The organism is Phreatobacter sp. GW821-FHT04C01, from assembly GCF_059420385.1.
Genome location: NZ_JBWKTP010000001.1, coordinates 912,350 through 932,829, shown reverse-complemented (window position 1 = coordinate 932,829; position 20,480 = coordinate 912,350). Strand labels below are relative to the sequence as shown.

The window sequence follows — 20,480 nt, the reverse complement described above, 5'->3', positions numbered from 1 at the left end:
GCGCTCCCGGGGACCGACCCTAGGCAGCAGCACCGGATCCTGGTAACCGGTCGTCAACCACGCCTCTTTACCCTTCCTCGCTCTTTTCGATCCCGCGTGGAGAGACAGCCAGTGGATCCGATCGCCCTCGTCGCCGGCATCGCAGCGGCTTTCGCCGTCGCAGCCATGGCGGGCCTTGCCCGGCTCGTCCATGTCCGCGCCGCGTTGCTGCGCAAGACCGCCGCGCTCGAGGAGACCGTGGAAGGGTTGACCGACCGCGTCTTCGAACTGGCCGAAAGCGAGGAGCGTCATCGCGATCTGGTCGATGCCCAGGGCGACCTGATCGTGCGGCGCGACCGCCAGGGCATCATCACCTTCGCCAACCCGGCCTATGCCGCGCTCATCGGCGAGGTCGCCGACGGCCTGGTCGGCCGCACCACCAGCCATCACGTGCTCGAAGTGGCGGCCGAACGCCACGAACCGGACGGCTCGCACAGCGCCGACGAGCGCATCGCAACCAGCGCCGGCGAACGCTGGATCGCCTGGCGCCATCATCCGGTGCGTGGCAGCGACGGCCGCCTGGACGAGATCCAGTCGGCCGGCCGCGATATCACCGAACGCAAGGCGACCGAGGCCGAGCTCGCCGAATCGCGCGCCCGCGCCGAAAGCGCCAGCAGCGCCAAGTCGCGCTTCCTCGCCACCGTCAGCCACGAGATCCGGACGCCGCTGAACGGCATCATGGGCATGGCGGCCCTGCTCATCGACACCCGGCTGACGCCCGAGCAAAAGACCTATGCCGAGGCGGTCAAGACGTCGGGCGAGGCGCTGCTGTCGCTGATCGACGAGATCCTCGACTTCTCCAAGATCGAGGCCGGCCGGCTCGATCTCGACGTCGCTCCGTTCGAACTGGCCGCCCTGGTCGAGGGCGTCGCCGAATTGCTCGGGCCGCGCGCCCACGGCAAGCAGCTCGACCTGGCGACCGCGATCGCCCCCGACATGCCGCAGCGCCTGATGGGCGACGGCACGCGGCTGCGCCAGGTTCTGCTCAATCTTGCCGGCAATGCGGTGAAATTCACCGAGGCCGGCGGCGTCGCCATGACGGTCAGCCGCGATGGCAGCCATTTCGTCATCGCCATCAGCGATACCGGCCCCGGCATCGCACCGGATGACCTCGAGCGCATTTTCGATGAGTTCGAACAGGGCGAGGCGACCTTCGCCCGGCGCCATGCCGGCACCGGCCTCGGCCTCGCCATCTCCCGCCGCCTCGTCGTGCATATGGGCGGCACCCTCGGCGTCGATACCGTGCTCGGCCGCGGATCGGTCTTCACGCTGCGCCTGCCCTTGGTGCTGGCTGACGAACAGCCCGCGCCGCTCGACCGCCTGGACGGGCTGGCGGTGCTGCTGGTCTCGCCCTCGACCGTCGAACCAACGGTCCTGGCGGCCCGGCTGAAGGCCCGCGGCGCCGAGGTTCTGCGCATCGAAGCCGTCGCGTCGATCCCGCCGGACCGCCATTTCGACACCGCGCTCATCGACCGGCGCCTGGGCGATGCCGATGTCGGCGCCGCGCTCTCGACGCTCGCCGGGCGGGTCGCCCGCACGGTCCTGGTGGTCACGCCGGCGGCACGCGGCGAGGTCGCCGGCTGGCGCGAAAAGGGCCTGGCCGGCTGGCTCATCTCGCCGGTCCGCGAAGCCTCGCTGGTCGCCCAGATGCATCCGCCCCAGACCGGCAGCCCGACCGCCGCCGATCCGCTCGACGAACCCGAGCCGCAGCAGCCGGTCAAGGCCGAGCGTGCGCTCCGGGTTCTGGTCGCCGAGGACAACGAGATCAATGCCCTGCTGGTGCGCCGGCTCCTGGAAAAGCTCGGCCATGAACCGGTCTGGGTGCGCGATGGCCGCGCCGCGGTGGACGCCGCGCTCGACCCGGCGCAATCCTTCGACCTCATCCTGATGGACATGCAGATGCCGGAATGCGACGGCCTGTCGGCCGCCAAGATGATCCGCGCCCGCGAGGCCGGCGGCCGGCATCTGCCGATCATCGCGCTGACCGCCAACGCCTTTGTCGAAGATCGCGCCGCCGCCATTGCCGCCGGCATGGACGCTTTCGTCACCAAGCCGCTCGACCGCGACCGGCTGGCCGAGACGCTGGCGCTCTACAGCCCGGTCACCACGAAAGGCCGAGGTCCCGAAGCGCGTCGCAAAGCGAAGGCGCGCCGGTGAACACGACCCCGGCCATGCCCACGGCCCGCGCCGCCGCGACATTGGCGGGGCTGTCGTCGATGAACACCAGCCGCGCCGGATCGAGATCGTAGCGCTCGCAGAGAATGCGATAGATGCGCGGGTCCGGCTTGTTCAGCTTCTCATCGCCCGACAGCACCAGCCCGGTGAAGCCGCCGAGGAACGGATAGTCCGGCACCGAACGGTCGAACAGCTCGCGCGAAAAATTCGAGATGCCGTAGACCGGGCCACGCGCGGCGAGCCCTTCGAAGATCGCCCGCGTGCCCGGCACTTCGCCGGGCAGGCTGTCACCGTAATTGTCGTAGAAGCCGGCGATCACATGGGCATAGTGCGGGAAGCGCCGATGTGCATCCTCGATGGCCTCGGCAACGCTGCGGCCGGCGTCCTGATGGGCATGCCAGCGGGAGAAATCCGTCTCCGCGATGAAGCGGTCGAGGCTGGTTGCGTCCGGGAAGAAAGGCGCGAGGCCTCGCCGCGGCTCCCAGCGCACCAGGACCTGTCCGATGTCGAAGACCGGAACGACTGACCGAGACACCATACAAAGCTACCTTCCGTTAGGCGATTATGACCACTTTTTGCCTTGAATTTCACGCGCTTAACGGACTGATAAGTCAATCTGGCGAAGATCGCGCGACAAATTCTCTGGTTCCCGCATATGGCAGACCAAGATAGGCCGCATGGTCCGAACGCCTCGAGCACCGCGTCGGCGTCGTTGGCCGGCGACGAGGCGCTGCTGTCGCGTGCGCTGCGCATCGCGCGGATGGGATACTGGAAGGCCGACGACCCGAAGACCACCACGTTCTGGATTTCGTCGGAACTCGCCGACATGTACCAGTTCGAGACCAGTGCCGGCCTCGTACCGATCGCCGATGTCCGCAAAGGCTATCTGGGCGATGCTCCCGAGCGGCTGAGCGCCAATTACCTGAACTGCTGGAAGACCGGCGTCGCTTATGCCGTCCAGGGCGGCTTTCGGCGCTATGACGGCACCGTGCTCGAATTCATGGTCCACGGCGAGGCCAAACGCGACGGCCAGGGCCGTATCGTCAAGGTCTCCGGCATCGTCCGCGACATCACCGAGGAGACCCTGGCGCTGCGGAAGCTCGCCGAGAGCGAGCAGCGCCTGACCGATTTCATCAACACGGCGTCCGACTGGTGCTGGCAGACCGATATCGAGCATCGCTTCGTCGACATCGCCGACGACGCGACCTGGCAGAGCAGCGTCACCATGCCGAAGGTCGACGGTCTCACCCGCCGCGACCTGGCACTCGTGCCGGAAGACGTGCCGCTCATGCAGCAGCATTTCGAGGACCTCGCCGCGCGCCGGCCATTCCGCGATCTCGTCTATACCATTCAGAGGCCGGGCCAGGCCGCCGTCACGATTCGCTCGAGCGGCAAGCCGATCTTCGACGAGCGCGGCACCTTTCTCGGCTATCGCGGCACGGCCAGCGACATCTCGAAATTGCGGCGGGCCGAAAACCTGCTGACGCAACGCACCGAGGCGCTGCGCGAGGCGCATCGGCTGGGCAAGATCGGCACCTGGAACTACCGGCTGGGCGCCGAGCGCGTCACCTGGGCGACCGAATGTTTCGCGCTGCTCGGCCTCGATCCGGCGACCTTCGATCCGACCCATGCCAGGGTGCTCGCGCATTTCCTCGACGAGGCCGCCGAACGCATCGTCGCCTTGCAAAGGGACGTCATCCGGACCCAGAGAACCGGCACCATCGACGTCCAGGCGCGCCGCTTCGACGGAACCGTCGGCGACTTCGCGCTGACCTGCAAGGCCGAGATCGATGCCGAGGGCAAGGTGCTCGGCGTGATCGGCACCATGCAGGACATTTCCGAGCGCAAGGAGGCCGAACGCCGGCTGGAGGTGCTGGCCTATCGCGATCCGCTGACCGGGCTCGCCAACCGCGCCCTGTTCAAGCGCGAGCTGGCCTCCCTCATCGACGCATGCTTTCGAAAAGGCAGCAGCGGCGCGTTGCTGCTGATCGATCTCGATCGCTTCAAGGAGGTCAACGACTCGCTCGGCCACGCCGCCGGCGACGAATTGCTGACCCGTGTCGCGGTGCTGCTGCGCCAGGAACTCGGCCCCAAGGCCTTCATCGCCCGTCTCGGCGGCGATGAATTCGCCGTGCTGCCGGAGCGCCAGGGCCAGGAGACCGACATCAGCGAGATGGCCGATCGCATCGTGAGCCGGCTCACCGGACCGATCGACCTGTCTGATGGTGAGGCCTTCATCGGCGCGACCGTCGGCATCGCGAACTTGCCGGAGGACGGCGCCACCGTCGACGAGGCCATGCGCAACGCCGACCTGGCGCTCTACATGGCCAAGGAGGCCGGCCGCGGCCGCAGCATGGTCTTCGCGCCGGCCTATGCCCAGGCGGTGGAACACCGTCTCGACCTCGGCCGCCATTTGCGTCACGCCATCGACGAGGGCACGCTGCATGCGCATTACCAGGCGCAGGTCGAGCTGCCCGGCCGCAAGGTCATCGGCTTCGAGGCGCTGCTGCGCTGGAGCCATCCCGAGCGCGGCCCGATCTCGCCCGCCGAGTTCATTCCGATCGCCGAGAGCTCCGGGCTGATCGTCGACCTGGGCCTCTGGGTTCTGCGCGAGGCCTGCCAACAGGCGTGCAAATGGATCGAGGCCGGCCTGCCGCCACGCAGCGTGGCGGTGAATGTTTCGCCGGCGCAGTTCTGGAATATGGATTTCGAGACGGCGGTCTCCGCGGTGCTCGCGGAGACCGGCCTGCCGCCGCACCTGCTCTGCCTGGAGCTGACCGAGAGCCTGTTCGTCGACCATACCGAACAGCGCATCAGCCGCACGCTGACCGCGCTCTCGGCACTCGGCGTTCGCCTGGCGCTCGACGATTTCGGCACCGGCTATTCGTCGCTCGGCTATCTGACCCGGCTGCCGTTCGACCGGCTGAAGGTCGATCGCTCCTTCGTCGACGGCATCGCCACCCGGCCGGAAAAACGCAAGCTGCTCGGCGGCATCATCGCCTTGTCGCGCGGCCTCGGCATGTCGGTCGTCGCCGAGGGCGCCGAACGGGAATCCGAGGTTCAGGTGCTGACCGAGCTCGGTTGCGACTGCGTCCAGGGGTTCGTCTTCGCGCGGCCCGTACCGCCCGACGCGGCGCCCTGGATCGCCGAGACCATCGAGGCATCGGTCCAGGCGCCGAGCCTCATCCCCGACGACGAGAACGCCCATTTCGACGCCGCTCCGATCGGCGTCTGACCCCCGGAAGCCAAGCCTCCGGGGGCGATAGCGTGCCCTGCCCGTCCCGATCAGCCGCCGACATTATAGGCGGCCAGCGCCGCCATGTTGACGATGTCGGAATCCCGGGCCCCGAGCGGCACGATCTGGACCGGCTTGTCGAGCCCGACCAGCAGTGGCCCGATCACGGTGGCGCCCGCCAGTTCCTGCATCATCTTGGTGGAGATAGAGGCCGAATGGAACGCCGGCATGACCAGGACATTGGCTGGTCCGGACAGGCGGCAGAACGGATAGGCCTGCATCAGGTCGCGGTTGAGCGCGACATCGGCCGCCATCTCGCCATCATACTCGAAATCGACCCGCCGGCTGTCGAGAATGCGCACCGCTTCGATGACTTTCTCGGAACGCTCGCCGCGCGGATGCCCGAAGGTCGAATAGGCGAGCAACGCGACGCGCGGCTCGGTGCCCAGGCGGCGCGCGACATGGGCCGCCTCGATGGCGATCTCGGCCAGTTCCTGGGCCGTCGGCATCTCGGTGATCGCGGTATCGGCGACCAGCACGGTGCGGCCGCGCGACAGCACGATCGAAGCACCGATCAGCCGATGCCCCGGCTTGGTGTCGATCACCTTGAGCACGTCTTCGAGCGCCGACGAATAGTTGCGCGTCACGCCGGTCACCATGCCGTCGGCATCACCCGCCGCCACCATGGCCGCGCCGAACACGTTGCGGTCCTGGTTGACCAGGCGCTGGCAGTCGCGGAACAGGTAGCCTTGCCGCTGCAGCCGCTCGTAGAGCTGGTTGGCATAGTCGGCATTGCGCGTCGACAGCCGGGCATTGGCGATCTCGATGCCGTCCTTCAGGTCGATGCCGGCGGCGGTGGCGGTCGCCCTCACGCGGTCTTCCCGGCCGACCAGGATGGCGGTGCCGAGCCCCTGGTTGACGAAGCTCTGGGCAGCGCGGATCACCTGCTCCTCCTCGCCCTCGGCGAAGACGACGCGGCGCGGCGAACGCCGGGCGCGTTCGAAGATCCGCGCCAGCACGCCGGCGACCGGATTGAGCCTGGCGATCAGCTCGGCCTTGTAGCCGGCCATGTCGACGATCGGCCGGCGGGCGACGCCGGTATCCATCGCCGCCTGCGCCACCGCGATCGGCACGGCATACATCAGGCGCGGATCGAACGGCACCGGGATGATATACTCCCGGCCGTATTTCGGCCGGCCGCCGCCATAGGCCGCGGCCACGTCGTCGGGCACGTCCAGGCGGGCGAGATCGGCCAGCGCCTGGGCCGCGGCGATCTTCATTTCCATGTTGATCTGGGTGGCGCGCACGTCGAGCGCGCCACGGAACAGGAACGGGAAGCCGAGGACGTTGTTGACCTGGTTCGGATAGTCCGACCGGCCGGTCGCGACGATGGCGTCGTCCCGGATGGCATGGACCTCCTCCGGCGTGATTTCCGGATCCGGATTGGCCATGGCGAAAATGATCGGCCTGGGCGCCATCGAGGCGACCATTTCAGGCGTCAGCGCACCCTTCACCGACAGGCCGAAAAACACGTCGGCGCCCTTCACCGCGTCGGCCAGCGTGCGCGCGTCGGTCACCGCCGCGTGGCCCGACTTCCACTGGTTCATGCCTTCGGTGCGACCACGATAGATGGTGCCCTTGGTGTCGCACAGGATGACATTGTCGGGCGCGAAGCCCATCGCCTTCAGGAGCTCGACACAGGCGATGCCGGCGGCACCCGCGCCGTTCACCACCAGCCGGGTGGTCTTCACCGTGCGCTCGGTGATGTCGAGCGCGTTGAGCAGGCCCGCCGCGGCGATGATCGCCGTGCCGTGCTGGTCGTCATGGAACACCGGGATGTCCATGAGCTCCTGCAGGCGCTGCTCGATGATGAAGCACTCGGGTGCCTTGATGTCCTCCAGGTTGATGCCGCCGAACGAGGGACCGAGATAGCGCACCGCGTCGATGAACTTGTCGGCATCCTCGGTATCGATCTCCAGGTCGATGGAATCGACATCGGCGAAGCGCTTGAACAGCACCGCCTTGCCCTCCATCACCGGCTTGGAGGCGAGCGCGCCGAGATTGCCCAGCCCGAGGATCGCGGTGCCGTTGGTGATCACCGCCACCATGTTGCCACGCGTCGTATAATCGAAGGCGCGGTTGGCATCCTCGGCGATCGCCAGCACCGGCACGGCGACACCTGGCGAATAGGCCAGCGACAGGTCGCGCTGGGTCGCCATCGGCTTTGTCGGTACCACCTCCAGCTTGCCGGGCTTGCCGACCTGGTGGAAGGCGAGCGCCTCCTGATCGGTGATGGTCGGGCGGTTGCGTCGGCCGGATGTGCTGTCGGTCGTCATGGTTTTTCTTTGAGCGTTCCTGAGCGGGGACGGCGACCTTAAGGGTCTGCCAGCGCTGCGGCAACGGGTCGAGCGGCGGATGGGCCTCGCGTCACGGCACCTGTCTTGAAAACCGTGCCTTGATCACCTCGAACAGGGCGCGACCCGCCTGGAATTCGCCGCCGACCGGCCGGCCGGGCCTTTCCGCCGGCACCCAGGCATAGATGTCGGCGTGGACCCAGCTCCTGGTCTTCTCGACGAAGCGGTCGAGATAGAGCGCCGCGGTGATCGAGCCGGCGAAGCCGCCGGTGGCGACATTGTTGAGATCGGCGACGCGGCTTTCCAGGCCGGCCGCATAGGGGCTCCACAGCGGCAGCCGCCAGACCGGGTCGGCGACCCTGGCTCCGGCCGCCATCATCTCGGCGGCAAGCGCGTCGTCATGGCTGTAGATCGGCGGCAGGTCGGGACCGAGCGCCACCCGGGCGGCTCCCGTCAGCGTGGCGAAATCGGCCAGGAGCACCGGCTCCTCCTCGTCGGCCAGCGCCAGCGCATCGCACAGCACCAGCCGTCCCTCCGCGTCGGTATTGCCGATCTCGACCGACAGGCCCTTGCGGGTCGGGAACACGTCGCCCGGCCGGAACGCCTGGCCGGAGATGGAATTTTCCACCGCCGGCACCAGCAGCCGCAGGCGTACGGGCAGCTTCGCGGCCATGACCATATGGGCGAGGCCAATGGCGGCGGCGGCGCCCCCCATGTCCTTTTTCATCAGGAGCATGCCGGCATCGGACTTGATGTCGAGCCCGCCGGTGTCGAAACAGACACCCTTGCCGACCAGGGTCACCTTCGGATGATCCGGATCGCCCCAGGTGAGATCGACCAGCCGCGGGCTGCGCGACGACCCCATGCCGACCGCATGGATCATCGGCAGGTCGGCCTCCAGGAGATCCGGCCCGATGATCGAATAGACATCGGCGCCGTGGCGGGCGGCGAGCTCGCGGATCGCGGCTTCGAGCTCGGCCGGGCCGAGATCGTTGGCCGGCGTATTGACGAGGTCGCGCGCCAGCCACGTCGCGTCGATCGCCTGGCTCAGCGCTTCCGCATCGATCCCGTCGGGCGTGACCAGGACGACCTCTTTCGCCGCCGCATCCTTGTAGCGGCCGAAGCGATATTGCGCGGTGACGAAGGCAAAGGCGGCACGCTCCGGATCGGCGGGACCATCGGCGAAGCGATAAAGCCCCGACGGCAATTGGCCGGGCAGCTTGCCGGCGAGCATCAGGTCGCGATGCCGCGCGTCCTCCGCCTCGACTCCGAACAGGACAGCCGCGAGCGTGCCGTCGGCCGCGGGCAGCAGCGCTGCCTTGCCCGGTTTCGGCTCGAAGCCGATGACGGCGAGATAGGCCTTCTGGGCCGCGGTCAGCCCGTCAATGGCCGCCTGCTGCGATGCCGGAGTGACGAAGCTGATCGGCGTGGCGCCGGCGGTGCCGGCGGGTTTCAGAAGCGGGTGCATGGCAAGCCTTGAAGGACGGGAGATAGGAGGAAGCTAGAACCAGTGGGCGCGGCAAGTCACCCCCGTCGCGCCGGACGGCTGCCAGTCACCAGGCCTGGGCGCTCGCGAAACGCCGCCTCGATCCAACGCACCACCGCCGCGACATTTTCCGCGCGGCGCCGGTCGGGATGGATCAGCAGGAACAGTTCCCGGTCGGCGACGGCCTCCGCGTCCTCGGCGCGCGTCAGCCCCGGCGCGTCGTCGCCGACCGGCTCCGGCAACATCAGTTCGCCACCGAGAGCCGCCGCCGCCGCGATCAGCACCTCCAGCTGCCCCGACTTGAGCACGACGCGGGCCTTGGGCCGGAGCCGGTCGAGCAGCTGCATTTCCGGGAGATGGGCGAACGCGTCGTCATAGCGCACGACCGGCGCACCGGCGCGCGCCGCACCGGTCGCCCGGTAGAGCCGGAACCTGACGGCGCCGAGCCGCCGGGCGATCGCCTGTTCGTCGGTCGGGCGGGCCAGCCTGATCGAGATATCGGCCTCGCGCCGCTCGAAATTCACGTTGCGGGCTTCAGAGACGAAATCCAGCGTGATCAGCGGATGGGCATCGTGCAGCCTGCCGACCATCGGCGCCAGCACATGGGTCAGCACGAAGCTGAGGCTCGATATGCGCACGCGCCCGTCGAGCGCGGCCTTGGTGTGCCGCAGCGCGGCCTGCGACCGGTGCGCCGCTTCCGCCATGGCCTTGAGATGCTCCATCGCCCCGGCCAGCACTGGCGTCGCCACCAGGCGTCCACCGATGCGATCGAACAGGGTCATGCCGAGCTGGCGCTCGATGCGCGCCAGGCGGCGCGCGGCCGTCGTCTGGTCGACGCCCAGCGCCCGGCCCGCCTGGGTCAAGGTCCCGGCATCGACGATGCGCCGCAGCAGTTCGAGGTCGTCCCAGGTCATCCTGCGTTTATGCAGGTTCTGCGCCCAAGAATACAGATTTACCTGCACCTTCGCAGGCCCTTGAATGATCCGGCGAAGGAGATCCCGACATGTCCAATCCCACCACCCTTTTCGGCCTGGCCGGTTTCGTGCCGCAGCCGCCGAAGCTCGCCGGCGCAACCCTGGTCCTGGTCGATTATCAGAACGAATATCTGGAGGGCCCGATCGCCCTGCCCGAGGCGAAAGCCGCGGTCGAGCGTGCCGCCGCGCTGCTCGCCAGGGCGCGCGCCGCCGGCAGCCGGATCATCCACATCGCCCATAAGGGTGGCAAAGGCGGATTGTTCGACCGCGAGGACAGGCGCGGCGCCATCATCGATGCGCTGGCTCCCCACGACGGCGAGACGGTGATCGAGAAGCCGCGGCCGAATTCGTTTTCGGGCACCGAGCTTGCCGCCAGCATCGGCGCGCCGGCGGGCCCGCTCGTCGTCATCGGCTTCATGACGCATATGTGCGTATCGTCGACGGTCCGGGCGGCCCTCGACCTCGGCTATTCCACATCGGTGGCGGGCGATGCCTGCGCCACCCGCGACCTGCCCGGCAGCGGCGGCGGCGTGGTCAGCGCCAAGGCGCTGCACGAGGCCGAGCTGGCGGCGCTGGCCGACCGCTTCGCCGGCGTGTTCCCGGTGGCTGCCTTCGCCTGAGCCGCTTCGTTCGGGCCGGGAACGGTGACGCGAAGCGTGAGCCGCTTCGCGTCACGGACGGTCAGCCCCTGAGGCTGCCGCCGGTCTTCTTGGCGACGTCGGCGACGATCCGGGCGCTGACCGCCTCGATCTCGGCTTCCGTCAGCGTCTTCTCGCGCGGCTGCAGCGTCACCGCCAGCGCCACCGACTTCTTGTCCGGATCGATGCCCTTGCCTTCATAGACGTCGAACACCGCGACATGGGTGACCAGCTGCTTGTCGGCCCCCTGCGCCGCCTTGACGATATCGCCGGCCTTGACCTTGCGATCGACCACGAAGGCGAAGTCGCGCTCGACCGGCTGGAAGGCCGAGAGAGCGAGCTGCGGCTTGGCCCGGGTCGGCCGCGCCTTGGGCGCCGGGATCTTGTCGAGGATCAGTTCGAAGGCGACCACCGGTCCCTTGGCGTCGAGCGCCTCCAGGACTTTCGGATGCAGCTCGCCGAACCAGCCGAAGACGTTCTGCGGGCCCATTTGCAGCGTGCCGGAACGGCCCGGATGGAACCAGGACGGCCCGCCCGGAACCACCTGGACGGCGCCGACCGACAGGCCGGCGGCCGAGAGCACCGCGAGCGCGTCGGCCTTGGCATCGAACAGGTCGACGGCGCCGGAACCCTGCCAGTGCCGGCCGATGCCCTCGGGCTTGGCGAGGCCGCGCCGGACGCCGGCGGCGGCGATCAACTGGTCCTCGGGCCGGTCGCCGCGGAACACCTGGCCGACCTCGAACAGGGCGACGTCGCCATAACCGCGATCGGCATTGCGCTGTGCCGACGCGACCAGGCCGGACAGCAAGGTCGGGCGCATGTCGGAGAGATCGGCGGCGATCGGATTGGCCAGCGCCAGCGACGGCTCACCGCCGCCGAACAGCTCGGCCTGGGCCTTCGAGATGAAGCTCCAGGTCACCGCCTCGATCAGGCCACGGCTCGCCAGCGTCCGCTTGGCGGCGCGCGTGCGCTTCTGGATCTGGGTCAGCACCGGCTTCGGCACCGTGCCGCCGCGATCGAGCGGCACCGAGGGCACCCGGTCGACGCCGGCGATGCGCATGATTTCTTCGGTCAGGTCGGCCTTGCCATAGACGTCCGGCCGCCAGGACGGCGGCACGACCTTCACCACCGGCCCGTTGCCGGAAACCATGAAGCCGAGGCTTTCCAGGATGCGCTTCGATTCCCGGTCGGAGATCTCCAGGCCGGTGAGCCGGTTGGTTTCGGTGAAGGGGAAATTGATGATCAGGTCGGTGTCCGGGATCTGGCCGGCGAGCGTCAGCTCGGAGGCTTCCCCGCCGCAGAACTCGATCACCAGCCGGGTGGCGAGATCGGCACCCGGAACGGTGTAGTTGGGATCGACGCCGCGCTCGAAACGATAGCGGGCATCGGTGATGATGCCGAGATTGCGGCCGGTGCGGGCAATGTCGATCGGATCCCACAGCGCCGATTCGATCAGCACGTCGGTGGTATTCTCGTCGCAGCCGGAATGCTCGCCGCCCATCACGCCGGCGATCGATTCGACCCCGTTGTCATCGGCGATGACGGTCTCGTTGCCGGTCAGGCCATAGATGCGGCCGTCCAGCGCCAGCACGGTTTCGCCGGCCTTCGAGCGGCGCACCACCAACGTGCCGGCGACCTTGCGGGCATCGAACACATGCAGCGGCCGGCCCCGGTCGAAGGTGATGTAATTGGTGATGTCGACCAGCGCGTTGATCGGCCTGAGGCCAATGGCGGTGAGCCGGCGCTGCATCCATTCGGGCGAGGCGACGTTCTTCACGCCGCGGACCAGCCGCAGCGCGAAAGCCGGGCAATATTTCTCCTCGCCGGGCGCGAACTGCAATTCGACCTTCTGCGGGCACGGGAAACCGCCCTTGACCGGCTCGGTGCGCTCGCTCTTCAGCTTGCCGAGGCCGGCCGCCGCGAGATCGCGGGCAATGCCGTGGATCGAGGTGCAGTCCGGCCGGTTCGGCGTCAGGTTGATCTCGATGACCGGATCGGACAGCCCGGCATAATCGGCATAACGCTGGCCGAGCGGCGCATCGGCCGGCAGGTCGATGATGCCGTCATGGTCCTCGGAAATTTCCAGTTCGGCCGCCGAGCAGAGCATGCCGCGGCTCTCGACGCCGCGGATCGTGCCGATACCGAGCGTGATCTTCTTGCCTGGAATATAGGTGCCGGGCGGTGAGAACACCGACTTCATGCCGGTGCGCGCATTGGGTGCGCCGCAGACCACCTGGACCGGTTCGCCGGAGCCGGTATCGACCATGCAGACCCGCAGGCGATCGGCATTGGGGTGCTGCTCGGCCGAAATGACATAGGCGATGGTGAAGTCTTGCAACTTCGCGCCGGGATCCTCGAGATTTTCGACCTCCAGGCCGATGCGGGTCAGCGTCTCCGTGATGTCCGGGAGCGACGCATCGGTGTCGAGGTGGTCCTTGAGCCAGGAGAGGGTGAACTTCATGAGCGGGATTCCGGTCTTTCGAACACGTCGAGCAGCTTGAAGCGCTCACAGACGACTTGCATGTCTTCGCTGAAGGTGCCCTGGCGGCCGAAATAACCGCGATGGGCTGCGCGCCAGGACTCGAGCGTCCGGTCGTCCTCGCCTTCCTCGAAGGCGAAGGCCTGGTCGACCTCGGTAAATCGCATGATGGCGACGTCGGTCGTTTCGATGGCGCAGACAGGCTTGCCCGCGCCGTCGAGGATCACGCTGACCTCGCCGGCCCGCGGCATGATATTGGCCTGGCAGGACGCCAGCGACTCGCAGGTCGCCCGCTTGGTGCCTGCCAGCACCAGGGCGAGCAGTTCGTCGGCGAGCGCCGGACTGTCGCCGAACGACCAGCGCGGCGCGGCGCGGTAGACCTCGGGGATCAGCTCCGCCGTCATGTGCTGAGCCCGCCGGCGAGCGTCGGCAGGTCGAGCGGCCGGAAACCGTAATGGGCCAGCCAGCGCACGTCGGCCTCGAAGAACTGCCGGAGATCGCTGATGCCATATTTCAGCATGGCGATACGATCGATGCCCATGCCCCAGGCAAAGCCCTGGTAGACGTCGGGATCGAGGCCGCAATTGCGGATGACGTTCGGATGCACCATGCCGCAGCCGAGGATTTCCAGCCAGTCCTCGCCCTCGCCGAAGCGGATCTCGCCGCCCTGGCGGTTGCACTGGATGTCGACTTCCATCGACGGCTCGGTGAACGGGAAGAATGACGGCCGGAACCGCATCTTCACCTGGTCGACCTCGAAGAAGGCCTTGCAGAACTCCTCGAGGATCCAGCGCAGGTGGCCGATATGGCTGCCCTTGTCGATCACCAGGCCTTCGACCTGGTGGAACTGCGGCGTGTGGGTCGCATCCGAATCGATGCGATAGGTGCGCCCGGGGCAAATGACCCGGATCGGCGGCGGCTGGGTCAGCATGGTGCGCACCTGCACCGGGCTCGTATGGGTGCGCAGCAGCATCCGCTCGCCGTCGGCCTTCGGATTGAAGAAAAAGGTGTCGTGCATTTCCCGGGCCGGGTGGCCCAGAGGGAAATTCAGCTTGGTGAAATTGAGGTCGTCGGTCTCGATATCGGGCCCTTCGGCGACCGAAAATCCCATATCGGCGAAGATCGCGGTCAATTCGTCGAAGACCTGCGACAGCGGATGGATGCGGCCGGTCTCCGACGGGCTTTCGCGCACCGGTAGCGTGACGTCGACGGTCTCGGCGGCGAGCCGGGCGTCGAGCGCCGCCGCCTTCAGGATGTCGCGCCGCGCGGCGAGCGCCTCGCTCACCTTGTCCTTCACGGCATTGATGGCGGCGCCGGCCGCCTTGCGTTCGTCGGGCGCCATCTGGCCGAGGGTGGCCAGCAGGGCCGAGACGGAGCCCTTCTTGCCGAGCGCAGAGACCCGCACGGTTTCGAGCGCCGCCTCGTCGGCCGCGGCCGAAACGGCGGTCAGGAGGTCATTTTCGAGAGAGACGAGATCGGTCATGGGAAAGGCCGCGAATGAGGAGGCTTCGTTTCGCTTGGGGCGATGGCGGGGTCAAGCATTACTAGCTGCGCCAGCGCAGCGTCATGGGCCGGAGCGGGTTTTCGAACGGCTTGCCATCGGCCTGGGCCTTCAGGAAAGCGTCCTTCACCCGCATCCACCAGCGCGCCTGGGTGTCGGCATCGTTGATCAGCATCAGGTTCGGCTGGTGCACCAGGCCCTCGCGCTGCTGGATCACCACGCGCCGGTCCTGGTCGAGGAACACCCGCATCAGGTGCTCGAAGACCGGCTTGAAGGCCGACATCCAGCCGGCCGAGACCCAGAAGAACTGATGCACCTCGGTCTCGCCCTCGTTGAGCGGCGTCAGCGCGGTCAGCCCGGTCGCCTGGTATTTGGCGCCGCGGATATTCTCGATGCGCAGGCCCGGCAGCATGTAGCTGATCTCGGTGGTGACCGGCGTGCCGAGGATCTTGTAGGCGATGTTCTGCGGCGGCAGTTCATGCCTGACCATCGACCAGCCGAGCTCGGAGGGCGCGAATTTCTTTTCCTTCGGCCGGAGCTTCTTGGCGCCCTTCTTGAACCACCAGGAGGTGTGCACATAGGCCGCGTGCGTCGGGTCCATCAGGCCGAAGGCGGCATGGTCGACCGAACAGTGGAACGGCAGCATGATATGGAATTTCGGCCCGACCGCATCGGCGAAGTCGGGCATGGCCGGCGGCTCGGGCTGGCCGGCCTCGGCCGGCGTCTCGCCGTTCCTGGCGAAGAAGATCCAGATCAGGCCCTGCCGCTCGACGCAGGGGTAGGAGCCGCATTTGATCTTGCCGAGATCCATCTGCTGGCCCTCGCGCAGCGACGGGATCTCGACACAGGCGCCCGACGTGTCGAAACGCCAGCCGTGATAGCAGCACTGGATGCTTTGGCCGTCGAACTGGCCGTAATGCAGGGGAATGCCGCGATGCGGGCAGACGTCGCGAATGGCGAAGACCTCGCCGCTCGCCGAGCGGCCCATCAGCACGGGCTCGCCGACCAGCACCTTGTTCAGCATCTTGCCGGGCTTCAGGTCGCGGCCCGGGGCCGCGACGTACCAGAGACCCTTGATCAGTTCGGCTGTCAGTCCCTGCATGCTGTCTCCGCACCGAAGCATGAGCCGGACCGGCCAAACCTGCCGCCCGGTCGATCACGCGAGATTTCCAATGAACCGCCGCCGTCCGCCTCTCGGCCGTCCGAGAACAAAAAAGCCCGCGCAACCCCTGAAGGGTCGCGCGGGCTGAATTTTGTGACCTCTTAAGTCGAGGTCAGGAAGCTGCCGGCAGCGAACCCTTGGCCTTTTCGACCAGGGCCGTAAAGCCTTCCGGCGCGGTGATGGCGAGGTCCGAGAGAACCTTGCGGTCGACCGCGATGCCGGCGCCGATCAGGCCGGCGATGAAACGCGAATAGGTCAGGCCGTGCTCGCGGACAGCGGCATTGATGCGCTGGATCCACAGAGCCCGGAAATTGCGCTTCTTCACGCGACGGTCGCGCGTGGCGTACTGCATCGACTTGTCGACGGCAGCCTTTGCGGCGCGAATGGTATTCTTGCGGCGACCGCGGAAGCCGGTAGCGGCCTTCAGGGTCTTCTTGTGCTTGGCGTGTGACGTTACGCCTCTTTTAACGCGAGCCATGACTGATCTCCTTCAAATCCGTTGAGTGTTCCTGAAAACCGCTGATCAGCCGTTCGGCAGGAAGTACTTCTTGACGTTGTCGCCGTCGGTTTTGAACAAGATCGCAGTGCCGCGGTGTTCGCGGATCTGCTTGGTGGTCCGCTTGATCATGCCGTGCCGCTTGCCGGACTGGGTGTATTTCACCTTGCCGGTCGAGGTCAGCGAAAAGCGCTTCTTGGCGCCCGATTTGGTCTTCATCTTGGGCATTTGGCTCTCTTAGACTGTTGCGAGATTGCTCCGGCCGCGCTTTCGTGCGGCTGGAAAACCTCAAGAATGCTCCGATGAGCGTTCGGGATCGCCACGGCAGCCCTTAATCAGCCGGGCGATCCGAAGCGCGGGCCTATACAGGACAATCGGCCGTGGGACAAGGGCTTGTCCTTATGGCCAAGGGTCCGGCGCCCCGGCATCCTGGATCCCGGGATGAAACATGCGCCGCACGACCGGCGCAACAGGGGGAGCCGAAATGACCGATGCGATCATCACGCGCCGTGGCGCGATAGCCGGCCTCGCCGCGGCAGGGCTGCTGCCGGCACCGGCGTCGCGCGCGCAAACCTATCCGAGCCGGCCGGTGCGATGGCTCGTCGGCTATCCCGCGGGCGGCGGCACCGACGTGCTGGCCCGCCTCCTGGGTGCCGCCATGTCGCCGGAGCTCGGCCAGCAGATGGTGATCGAGAACCGGCCGGGCGCCGCGACCAACCTCGCGGCGGGTGAAGCCGCCCGCGCCGAGCCCGACGGCCACACCGTGTTCACCGCCGGTATCGAGACCCTGGTCTATAATCCGGCGCTCTATAAGACCTTGCCCTTCGATCCCGACAGGGATCTCCGGCCGGTGGCGCTGACCGCCCGCTTCCACCTGCTGCTGACGGTCAGGAAGGACTCGCCCATCACCAGCGCGGCCGAGCTGGTCGCTCGCGCCAAGGCCGCCCCGGACGCGACCAATTACGGCTCGCCCGGTCTCGGCTCGCCGCACCACCTGGCCATGGAACGCCTCTTGAAGGAGGCGGGCGCCAAGCTGACCCATGTGCCCTATCGCGGCATGGCGCCTGTCATCAACGACATGCTGGCGGGCGTCATGGAGGTGGCCTTTGTCGATTTCGCAGCGGGCCGCAGCGTGCTGGTCGACGGCACCCTGCGCCCGCTCGCGGTGGCCTCGGCCAGTCGCCTCGCCGCCCTGCCCGACGTCCCGACGATCACCGAAGCGCTCGGCCTTCGGGATTTCCAGGCCTATGCCTGGCAGGGCGTGGTGGTGCCCGCCAAGACACCCGATCCGATCGTTGCCCGGCTGAGCGACGTGGTGGCGAAGGCGCTGAAACAGGAACAGATACGCACGCGCATGGTGGACATCGGGCTCGACCCGCTGACCGGCGGCCCGGCGGAATTCGCCGCGCTCCTGAAAGCCGACCGCGACATCTGGTGGCCGATCATCCGTGACCTCGGCATCAGGCTGGAGTGAGCCGGGCGCGGGAAGCGCCGGGTCTGGCCGCCGCCACGACCCGCGCGGAGGGTGACCCGCGCCGAAGATGGTCCGCGCGGCGCAAATCGCAGCCCGGCGTCGCGGGCCGTAGCCTGGCGCTGCAAACCGCGCTAGCAATTCCCGACCTTTGCAGGAGGAGACATCAATGGCCAAGGGCTACTGGATCGCGCGCGTCGACGTCAACGACGCCGAATCCTACAAGAATTACGTCGCCAGGAACGGCATCGCCTTCGCCAAGTTCGGCGGCCGTTTCGTCGTGCGCGGCGGCAAGTTCGAGACACTGGCCGGCGTCAGCCGGGCGCGCAACGTCGTCATCGAATTTCCGAGCTACGACCAGGCCCTGGCCTGCTGGCATTCGCCCGAATATCAGGCGGCCAAGGCCGAGCAGAAGGGCGGCGCGATCATGGATGCGATCGTCATCGAGGGTTATGAGGGTGCCCAGCCCGGCGAATAATGAGCTCGACGGCGCCCGGCCGGGATCACCGGCCGGGTTCCGACAGGCCCGAGATCAGCGGCCGGTCGCCTCGATCACGTCGTCGAGCGTGCGCAACCCCGGACGCGGCGCATTGACCAGCACGGCCATATTGCCGGGCGCATGCTTGTTGGCCTGCATCAGCGCATGCGCCGCCGGGATCTTGTCCCAGGGGAACAATTCGCTCATGCAGGGATCGACCCGGCGGTCGAGCACGAACTGATTGGCGGCGGCGGCCTGTTTCAGATGAGCGAAATGGCTGCCCTGGATGCGCTTCTGCCGCATCCACACATAACGCGCGTCGAAGGTGATGTTGAAGCCGGACGTGCCGGCGCAGAACACCACCATGCCGCCGCGCTTTACCACCAGGCAGGACACCGGGAAGGTCGCCTCGCCCGGATGCTCGAAGACGATGTCGACGTCCTTCTTGCCGGTAATGTCCCAGATCGCCTTGCCGAACTTGCGGGCTTCCTTGGTCCAGGTGTTGTACTCGTCGGAATTGACCTTGGGCATCTGGCCCCAGCAGTCGAAATCCTTGCGGTTGATCACGCCCTTGGCGCCGAGCTGCATCACGTAGTCGCGTTTCGACTCGTCCGAGATGATGCCGATCGGATTGGCGCCGGCGGCGGCCACCAGCTGCACCGCGAACACGCCGAGACCGCCCGAGGCGCCCCAGACCAGCACGTTGTCGCCGGGCTTCAGGGTGTGCGGGGGGTGGCCGAACAGCATGCGATAGGCGGTCGCCAGCGTCAGCGTGTAGCAGGCCGCCTCCTCCCAGGAGAGGTGCTTCGGCTTGTGCATCAGCTGGCGCGACTGCACCCGGCAGAACTGGGCGAAGGCGCCGTCCGGCGTCTCATAGCCCCAGATCCGCTGCGACGGCGAAAACATCGGGTCGCCGCCATTGCATTCCTCGTCGTCGCCGTCGTCCTGGTTGCAATGGACGATGACCTCGTCGCCGACCTTCCAGCGCTTGACCTTCGAGCCGACCGCCCAGACCACGCCGGCCGCATCCGAGCCGGCAATGTGGAACGGGTGCTTGTGGCCGTCGAGCGGCGAGATCGGCTGGCCGAGACCGGCCCAGACGCCATTATAGTTGACGCCGCCGGCCATCACGTAAAGCAGCACCTCTTCCTCGCCGAGCGTCCAGGTCGGCACCACCTCGACCTTGAACGACTGTTCCGGCGGGCCATGGCGTTCCTTTCGGATCGCCCAGGCGTACATGGTAGCCGGCACATGGCCCAGCGGCGGCACCTCGCCAAACTCGTAGAGATCCTTGAGCGCGGCGGTGGAGGGGGCTTGAGCTGGCGCAGCCATGGGTCACCTCTGATCACGAAAACCATTCCCCTCGGGGGGCTGGCCGGGGCGGAAACTATGTGCACTGCAACATGAATGTGCAAGCACGATCTTCGCTGCCTATGACATAATCAGTCGAAAACACCCCATCGGGCTTTCGGCATATTGCGCGCCGCCATCCGACAAATTATGGCACTGCTTTGCTGTTCCGCCGTCGCGAAAGCCGGCGACTTCTCCACATCGCTGTCAGCCCCGGCTCTGTTGCCCCGGGAACATATGAGCCTATCCTCGCTTGCGCCGGAAACACGGCGGCCCTGATCAGGGTTTCATGAGGAGGACTTCAGCATGGCAATCCAAGCATTGATCATCTGGATCATCATCGGCGCGGTCGGGGGCTGGCTCGCGGGCATCCTGATGAAGGGGGCGGGCTTCGGCCTCATCGGCAATATCATCGTCGGCATCGTCGGCGCCGCCATCGCCGGCTGGCTGCTGCCCCGGCTCGGCATCTATATTGGCGGCGGCATCGTCGCCGACATCATCAACGCCGTCATCGGCGCGGTGATCCTCCTGTTCATCATCAGCCTGGTGAAGCGGGCTTAGGCGGCCTCTCGACGCCTGCGCCGCCGCCCATCCGCCGGATGGGGGTGGCGCGGGCTGTCTACGCTGCATTGCAATATGAGC

At 67.3% G+C, this 20,480-nt stretch carries 17 protein-coding genes; 6 read left to right on the top strand and 11 right to left on the bottom strand.

Features of this window, described 5'->3' with window-relative positions:
• The first annotated feature begins 111 nt into the window (after positions 1 to 111).
• On the top strand, positions 112 to 2,196 hold the full coding sequence (locus tag AC07WJ_RS04355; protein ID WP_494933290.1) for a PAS domain-containing hybrid sensor histidine kinase/response regulator: 2,085 nt from the start codon (positions 112 to 114) through the stop codon (positions 2,194 to 2,196).
• Here the strand turns inward: AC07WJ_RS04355 and AC07WJ_RS04350 are convergent.
• The gene (locus tag AC07WJ_RS04350) at positions 2,141 to 2,752 is read right to left on the bottom strand and encodes an HAD family hydrolase (RefSeq protein ID WP_494933289.1); all 612 of its coding nucleotides are present in this window, start codon (positions 2,750 to 2,752) and stop codon (positions 2,141 to 2,143) included. The two genes, AC07WJ_RS04355 and AC07WJ_RS04350, sit on opposite strands and share 56 nt — an antisense overlap.
• Positions 2,753 to 2,869: 117 nt before the next feature.
• Between AC07WJ_RS04350 and AC07WJ_RS04345 the strand changes: the two genes are divergently transcribed.
• Entirely contained in the window at positions 2,870 to 5,449 is a 2,580-nt protein-coding gene (locus tag AC07WJ_RS04345; protein WP_494933288.1) for an EAL domain-containing protein, read from the top strand.
• A 50-nt stretch (positions 5,450 to 5,499) separates the two neighbouring features.
• Here the strand turns inward: AC07WJ_RS04345 and AC07WJ_RS04340 are convergent, their stop codons facing one another.
• From AC07WJ_RS04340 to AC07WJ_RS04330, 3 genes are all read right to left on the bottom strand, one after another.
• Positions 5,500 to 7,785 (bottom strand): NADP-dependent malic enzyme, encoded by a 2,286-nt coding sequence (locus AC07WJ_RS04340; RefSeq protein WP_494933287.1) that lies wholly within the window; start codon positions 7,783 to 7,785, stop codon positions 5,500 to 5,502.
• A 91-nt stretch (positions 7,786 to 7,876) separates the two neighbouring features.
• Positions 7,877 to 9,271 (bottom strand): leucyl aminopeptidase family protein, encoded by a 1,395-nt coding sequence (locus AC07WJ_RS04335; protein WP_494933286.1) that lies wholly within the window; start codon positions 9,269 to 9,271, stop codon positions 7,877 to 7,879.
• Positions 9,272 to 9,327: 56 nt separating this feature from the next.
• On the bottom strand, positions 9,328 to 10,203 hold the full coding sequence (locus tag AC07WJ_RS04330) for a LysR family transcriptional regulator (RefSeq protein ID WP_494933285.1): 876 nt from the start codon (positions 10,201 to 10,203) through the stop codon (positions 9,328 to 9,330).
• An 89-nt stretch (positions 10,204 to 10,292) separates the two neighbouring features.
• On the opposite strand from AC07WJ_RS04330, the gene AC07WJ_RS04325 reads away from it, so the two are divergent.
• Entirely contained in the window at positions 10,293 to 10,883 is a 591-nt protein-coding gene (locus AC07WJ_RS04325) for an isochorismatase family protein (protein ID WP_494933284.1), read from the top strand.
• A 61-nt stretch (positions 10,884 to 10,944) separates the two neighbouring features.
• Here the strand turns inward: AC07WJ_RS04325 and pheT are convergent, their stop codons facing one another.
• The 6 genes from pheT to rpmI form a co-directional block, all read right to left on the bottom strand.
• Complete coding sequence (gene pheT, locus AC07WJ_RS04320) at positions 10,945 to 13,362, bottom strand: phenylalanine--tRNA ligase subunit beta (protein WP_494933283.1); 2,418 nt, start codon at positions 13,360 to 13,362, stop codon at positions 10,945 to 10,947.
• Entirely contained in the window at positions 13,359 to 13,784 is a 426-nt protein-coding gene (locus tag AC07WJ_RS04315; RefSeq protein WP_494933282.1) for an ASCH domain-containing protein, read from the bottom strand. Before AC07WJ_RS04315 ends, pheT begins: the two co-directional genes overlap by 4 nt.
• Positions 13,781 to 14,863 carry a phenylalanine--tRNA ligase subunit alpha gene (gene pheS, locus AC07WJ_RS04310; protein WP_494933281.1) on the bottom strand — a complete coding sequence of 361 codons (1,083 nt, stop codon included), beginning with the start codon at positions 14,861 to 14,863 and terminating at the stop codon, positions 13,781 to 13,783. Before pheS ends, AC07WJ_RS04315 begins: the two co-directional genes overlap by 4 nt.
• 61 nt (positions 14,864 to 14,924) lie before the next feature.
• The gene (locus AC07WJ_RS04305; RefSeq protein ID WP_494933280.1) at positions 14,925 to 15,983 is read right to left on the bottom strand and encodes a Rieske 2Fe-2S domain-containing protein; all 1,059 of its coding nucleotides are present in this window, start codon (positions 15,981 to 15,983) and stop codon (positions 14,925 to 14,927) included.
• A 172-nt stretch (positions 15,984 to 16,155) separates the two neighbouring features.
• Positions 16,156 to 16,521, bottom strand: a complete 366-nt coding sequence (gene rplT, locus AC07WJ_RS04300; RefSeq protein WP_136959817.1) for a 50S ribosomal protein L20 — start codon at positions 16,519 to 16,521, stop codon at positions 16,156 to 16,158.
• Between the two features lie 45 nt (positions 16,522 to 16,566).
• On the bottom strand, positions 16,567 to 16,767 hold the full coding sequence (rpmI, locus tag AC07WJ_RS04295) for a 50S ribosomal protein L35 (protein WP_163199417.1): 201 nt from the start codon (positions 16,765 to 16,767) through the stop codon (positions 16,567 to 16,569).
• Between the two features lie 256 nt (positions 16,768 to 17,023).
• Between rpmI and AC07WJ_RS04290 the strand changes: the two genes are divergently transcribed.
• Positions 17,024 to 18,013: a Bug family tripartite tricarboxylate transporter substrate binding protein gene (locus AC07WJ_RS04290; RefSeq protein WP_494933279.1), complete on the top strand. Its 990-nt coding sequence runs from the start codon at positions 17,024 to 17,026 to the stop codon at positions 18,011 to 18,013.
• A 166-nt stretch (positions 18,014 to 18,179) separates the two neighbouring features.
• Positions 18,180 to 18,488 carry a DUF1330 domain-containing protein gene (locus AC07WJ_RS04285; protein WP_494933278.1) on the top strand — a complete coding sequence of 103 codons (309 nt, stop codon included), beginning with the start codon at positions 18,180 to 18,182 and terminating at the stop codon, positions 18,486 to 18,488.
• A 54-nt stretch (positions 18,489 to 18,542) separates the two neighbouring features.
• Here AC07WJ_RS04285 and ccrA read toward each other — a convergent pair whose 3' ends face one another.
• On the bottom strand, positions 18,543 to 19,820 hold the full coding sequence (ccrA, locus tag AC07WJ_RS04280; protein WP_494933277.1) for a crotonyl-CoA carboxylase/reductase: 1,278 nt from the start codon (positions 19,818 to 19,820) through the stop codon (positions 18,543 to 18,545).
• A gap of 324 nt (positions 19,821 to 20,144) precedes the next feature.
• Between ccrA and AC07WJ_RS04275 the strand changes: the two genes are divergently transcribed.
• The gene (locus tag AC07WJ_RS04275; protein WP_494933276.1) at positions 20,145 to 20,399 is read left to right on the top strand and encodes a GlsB/YeaQ/YmgE family stress response membrane protein; all 255 of its coding nucleotides are present in this window, start codon (positions 20,145 to 20,147) and stop codon (positions 20,397 to 20,399) included.
• Positions 20,400 to 20,480 lie beyond the last annotated feature (81 nt).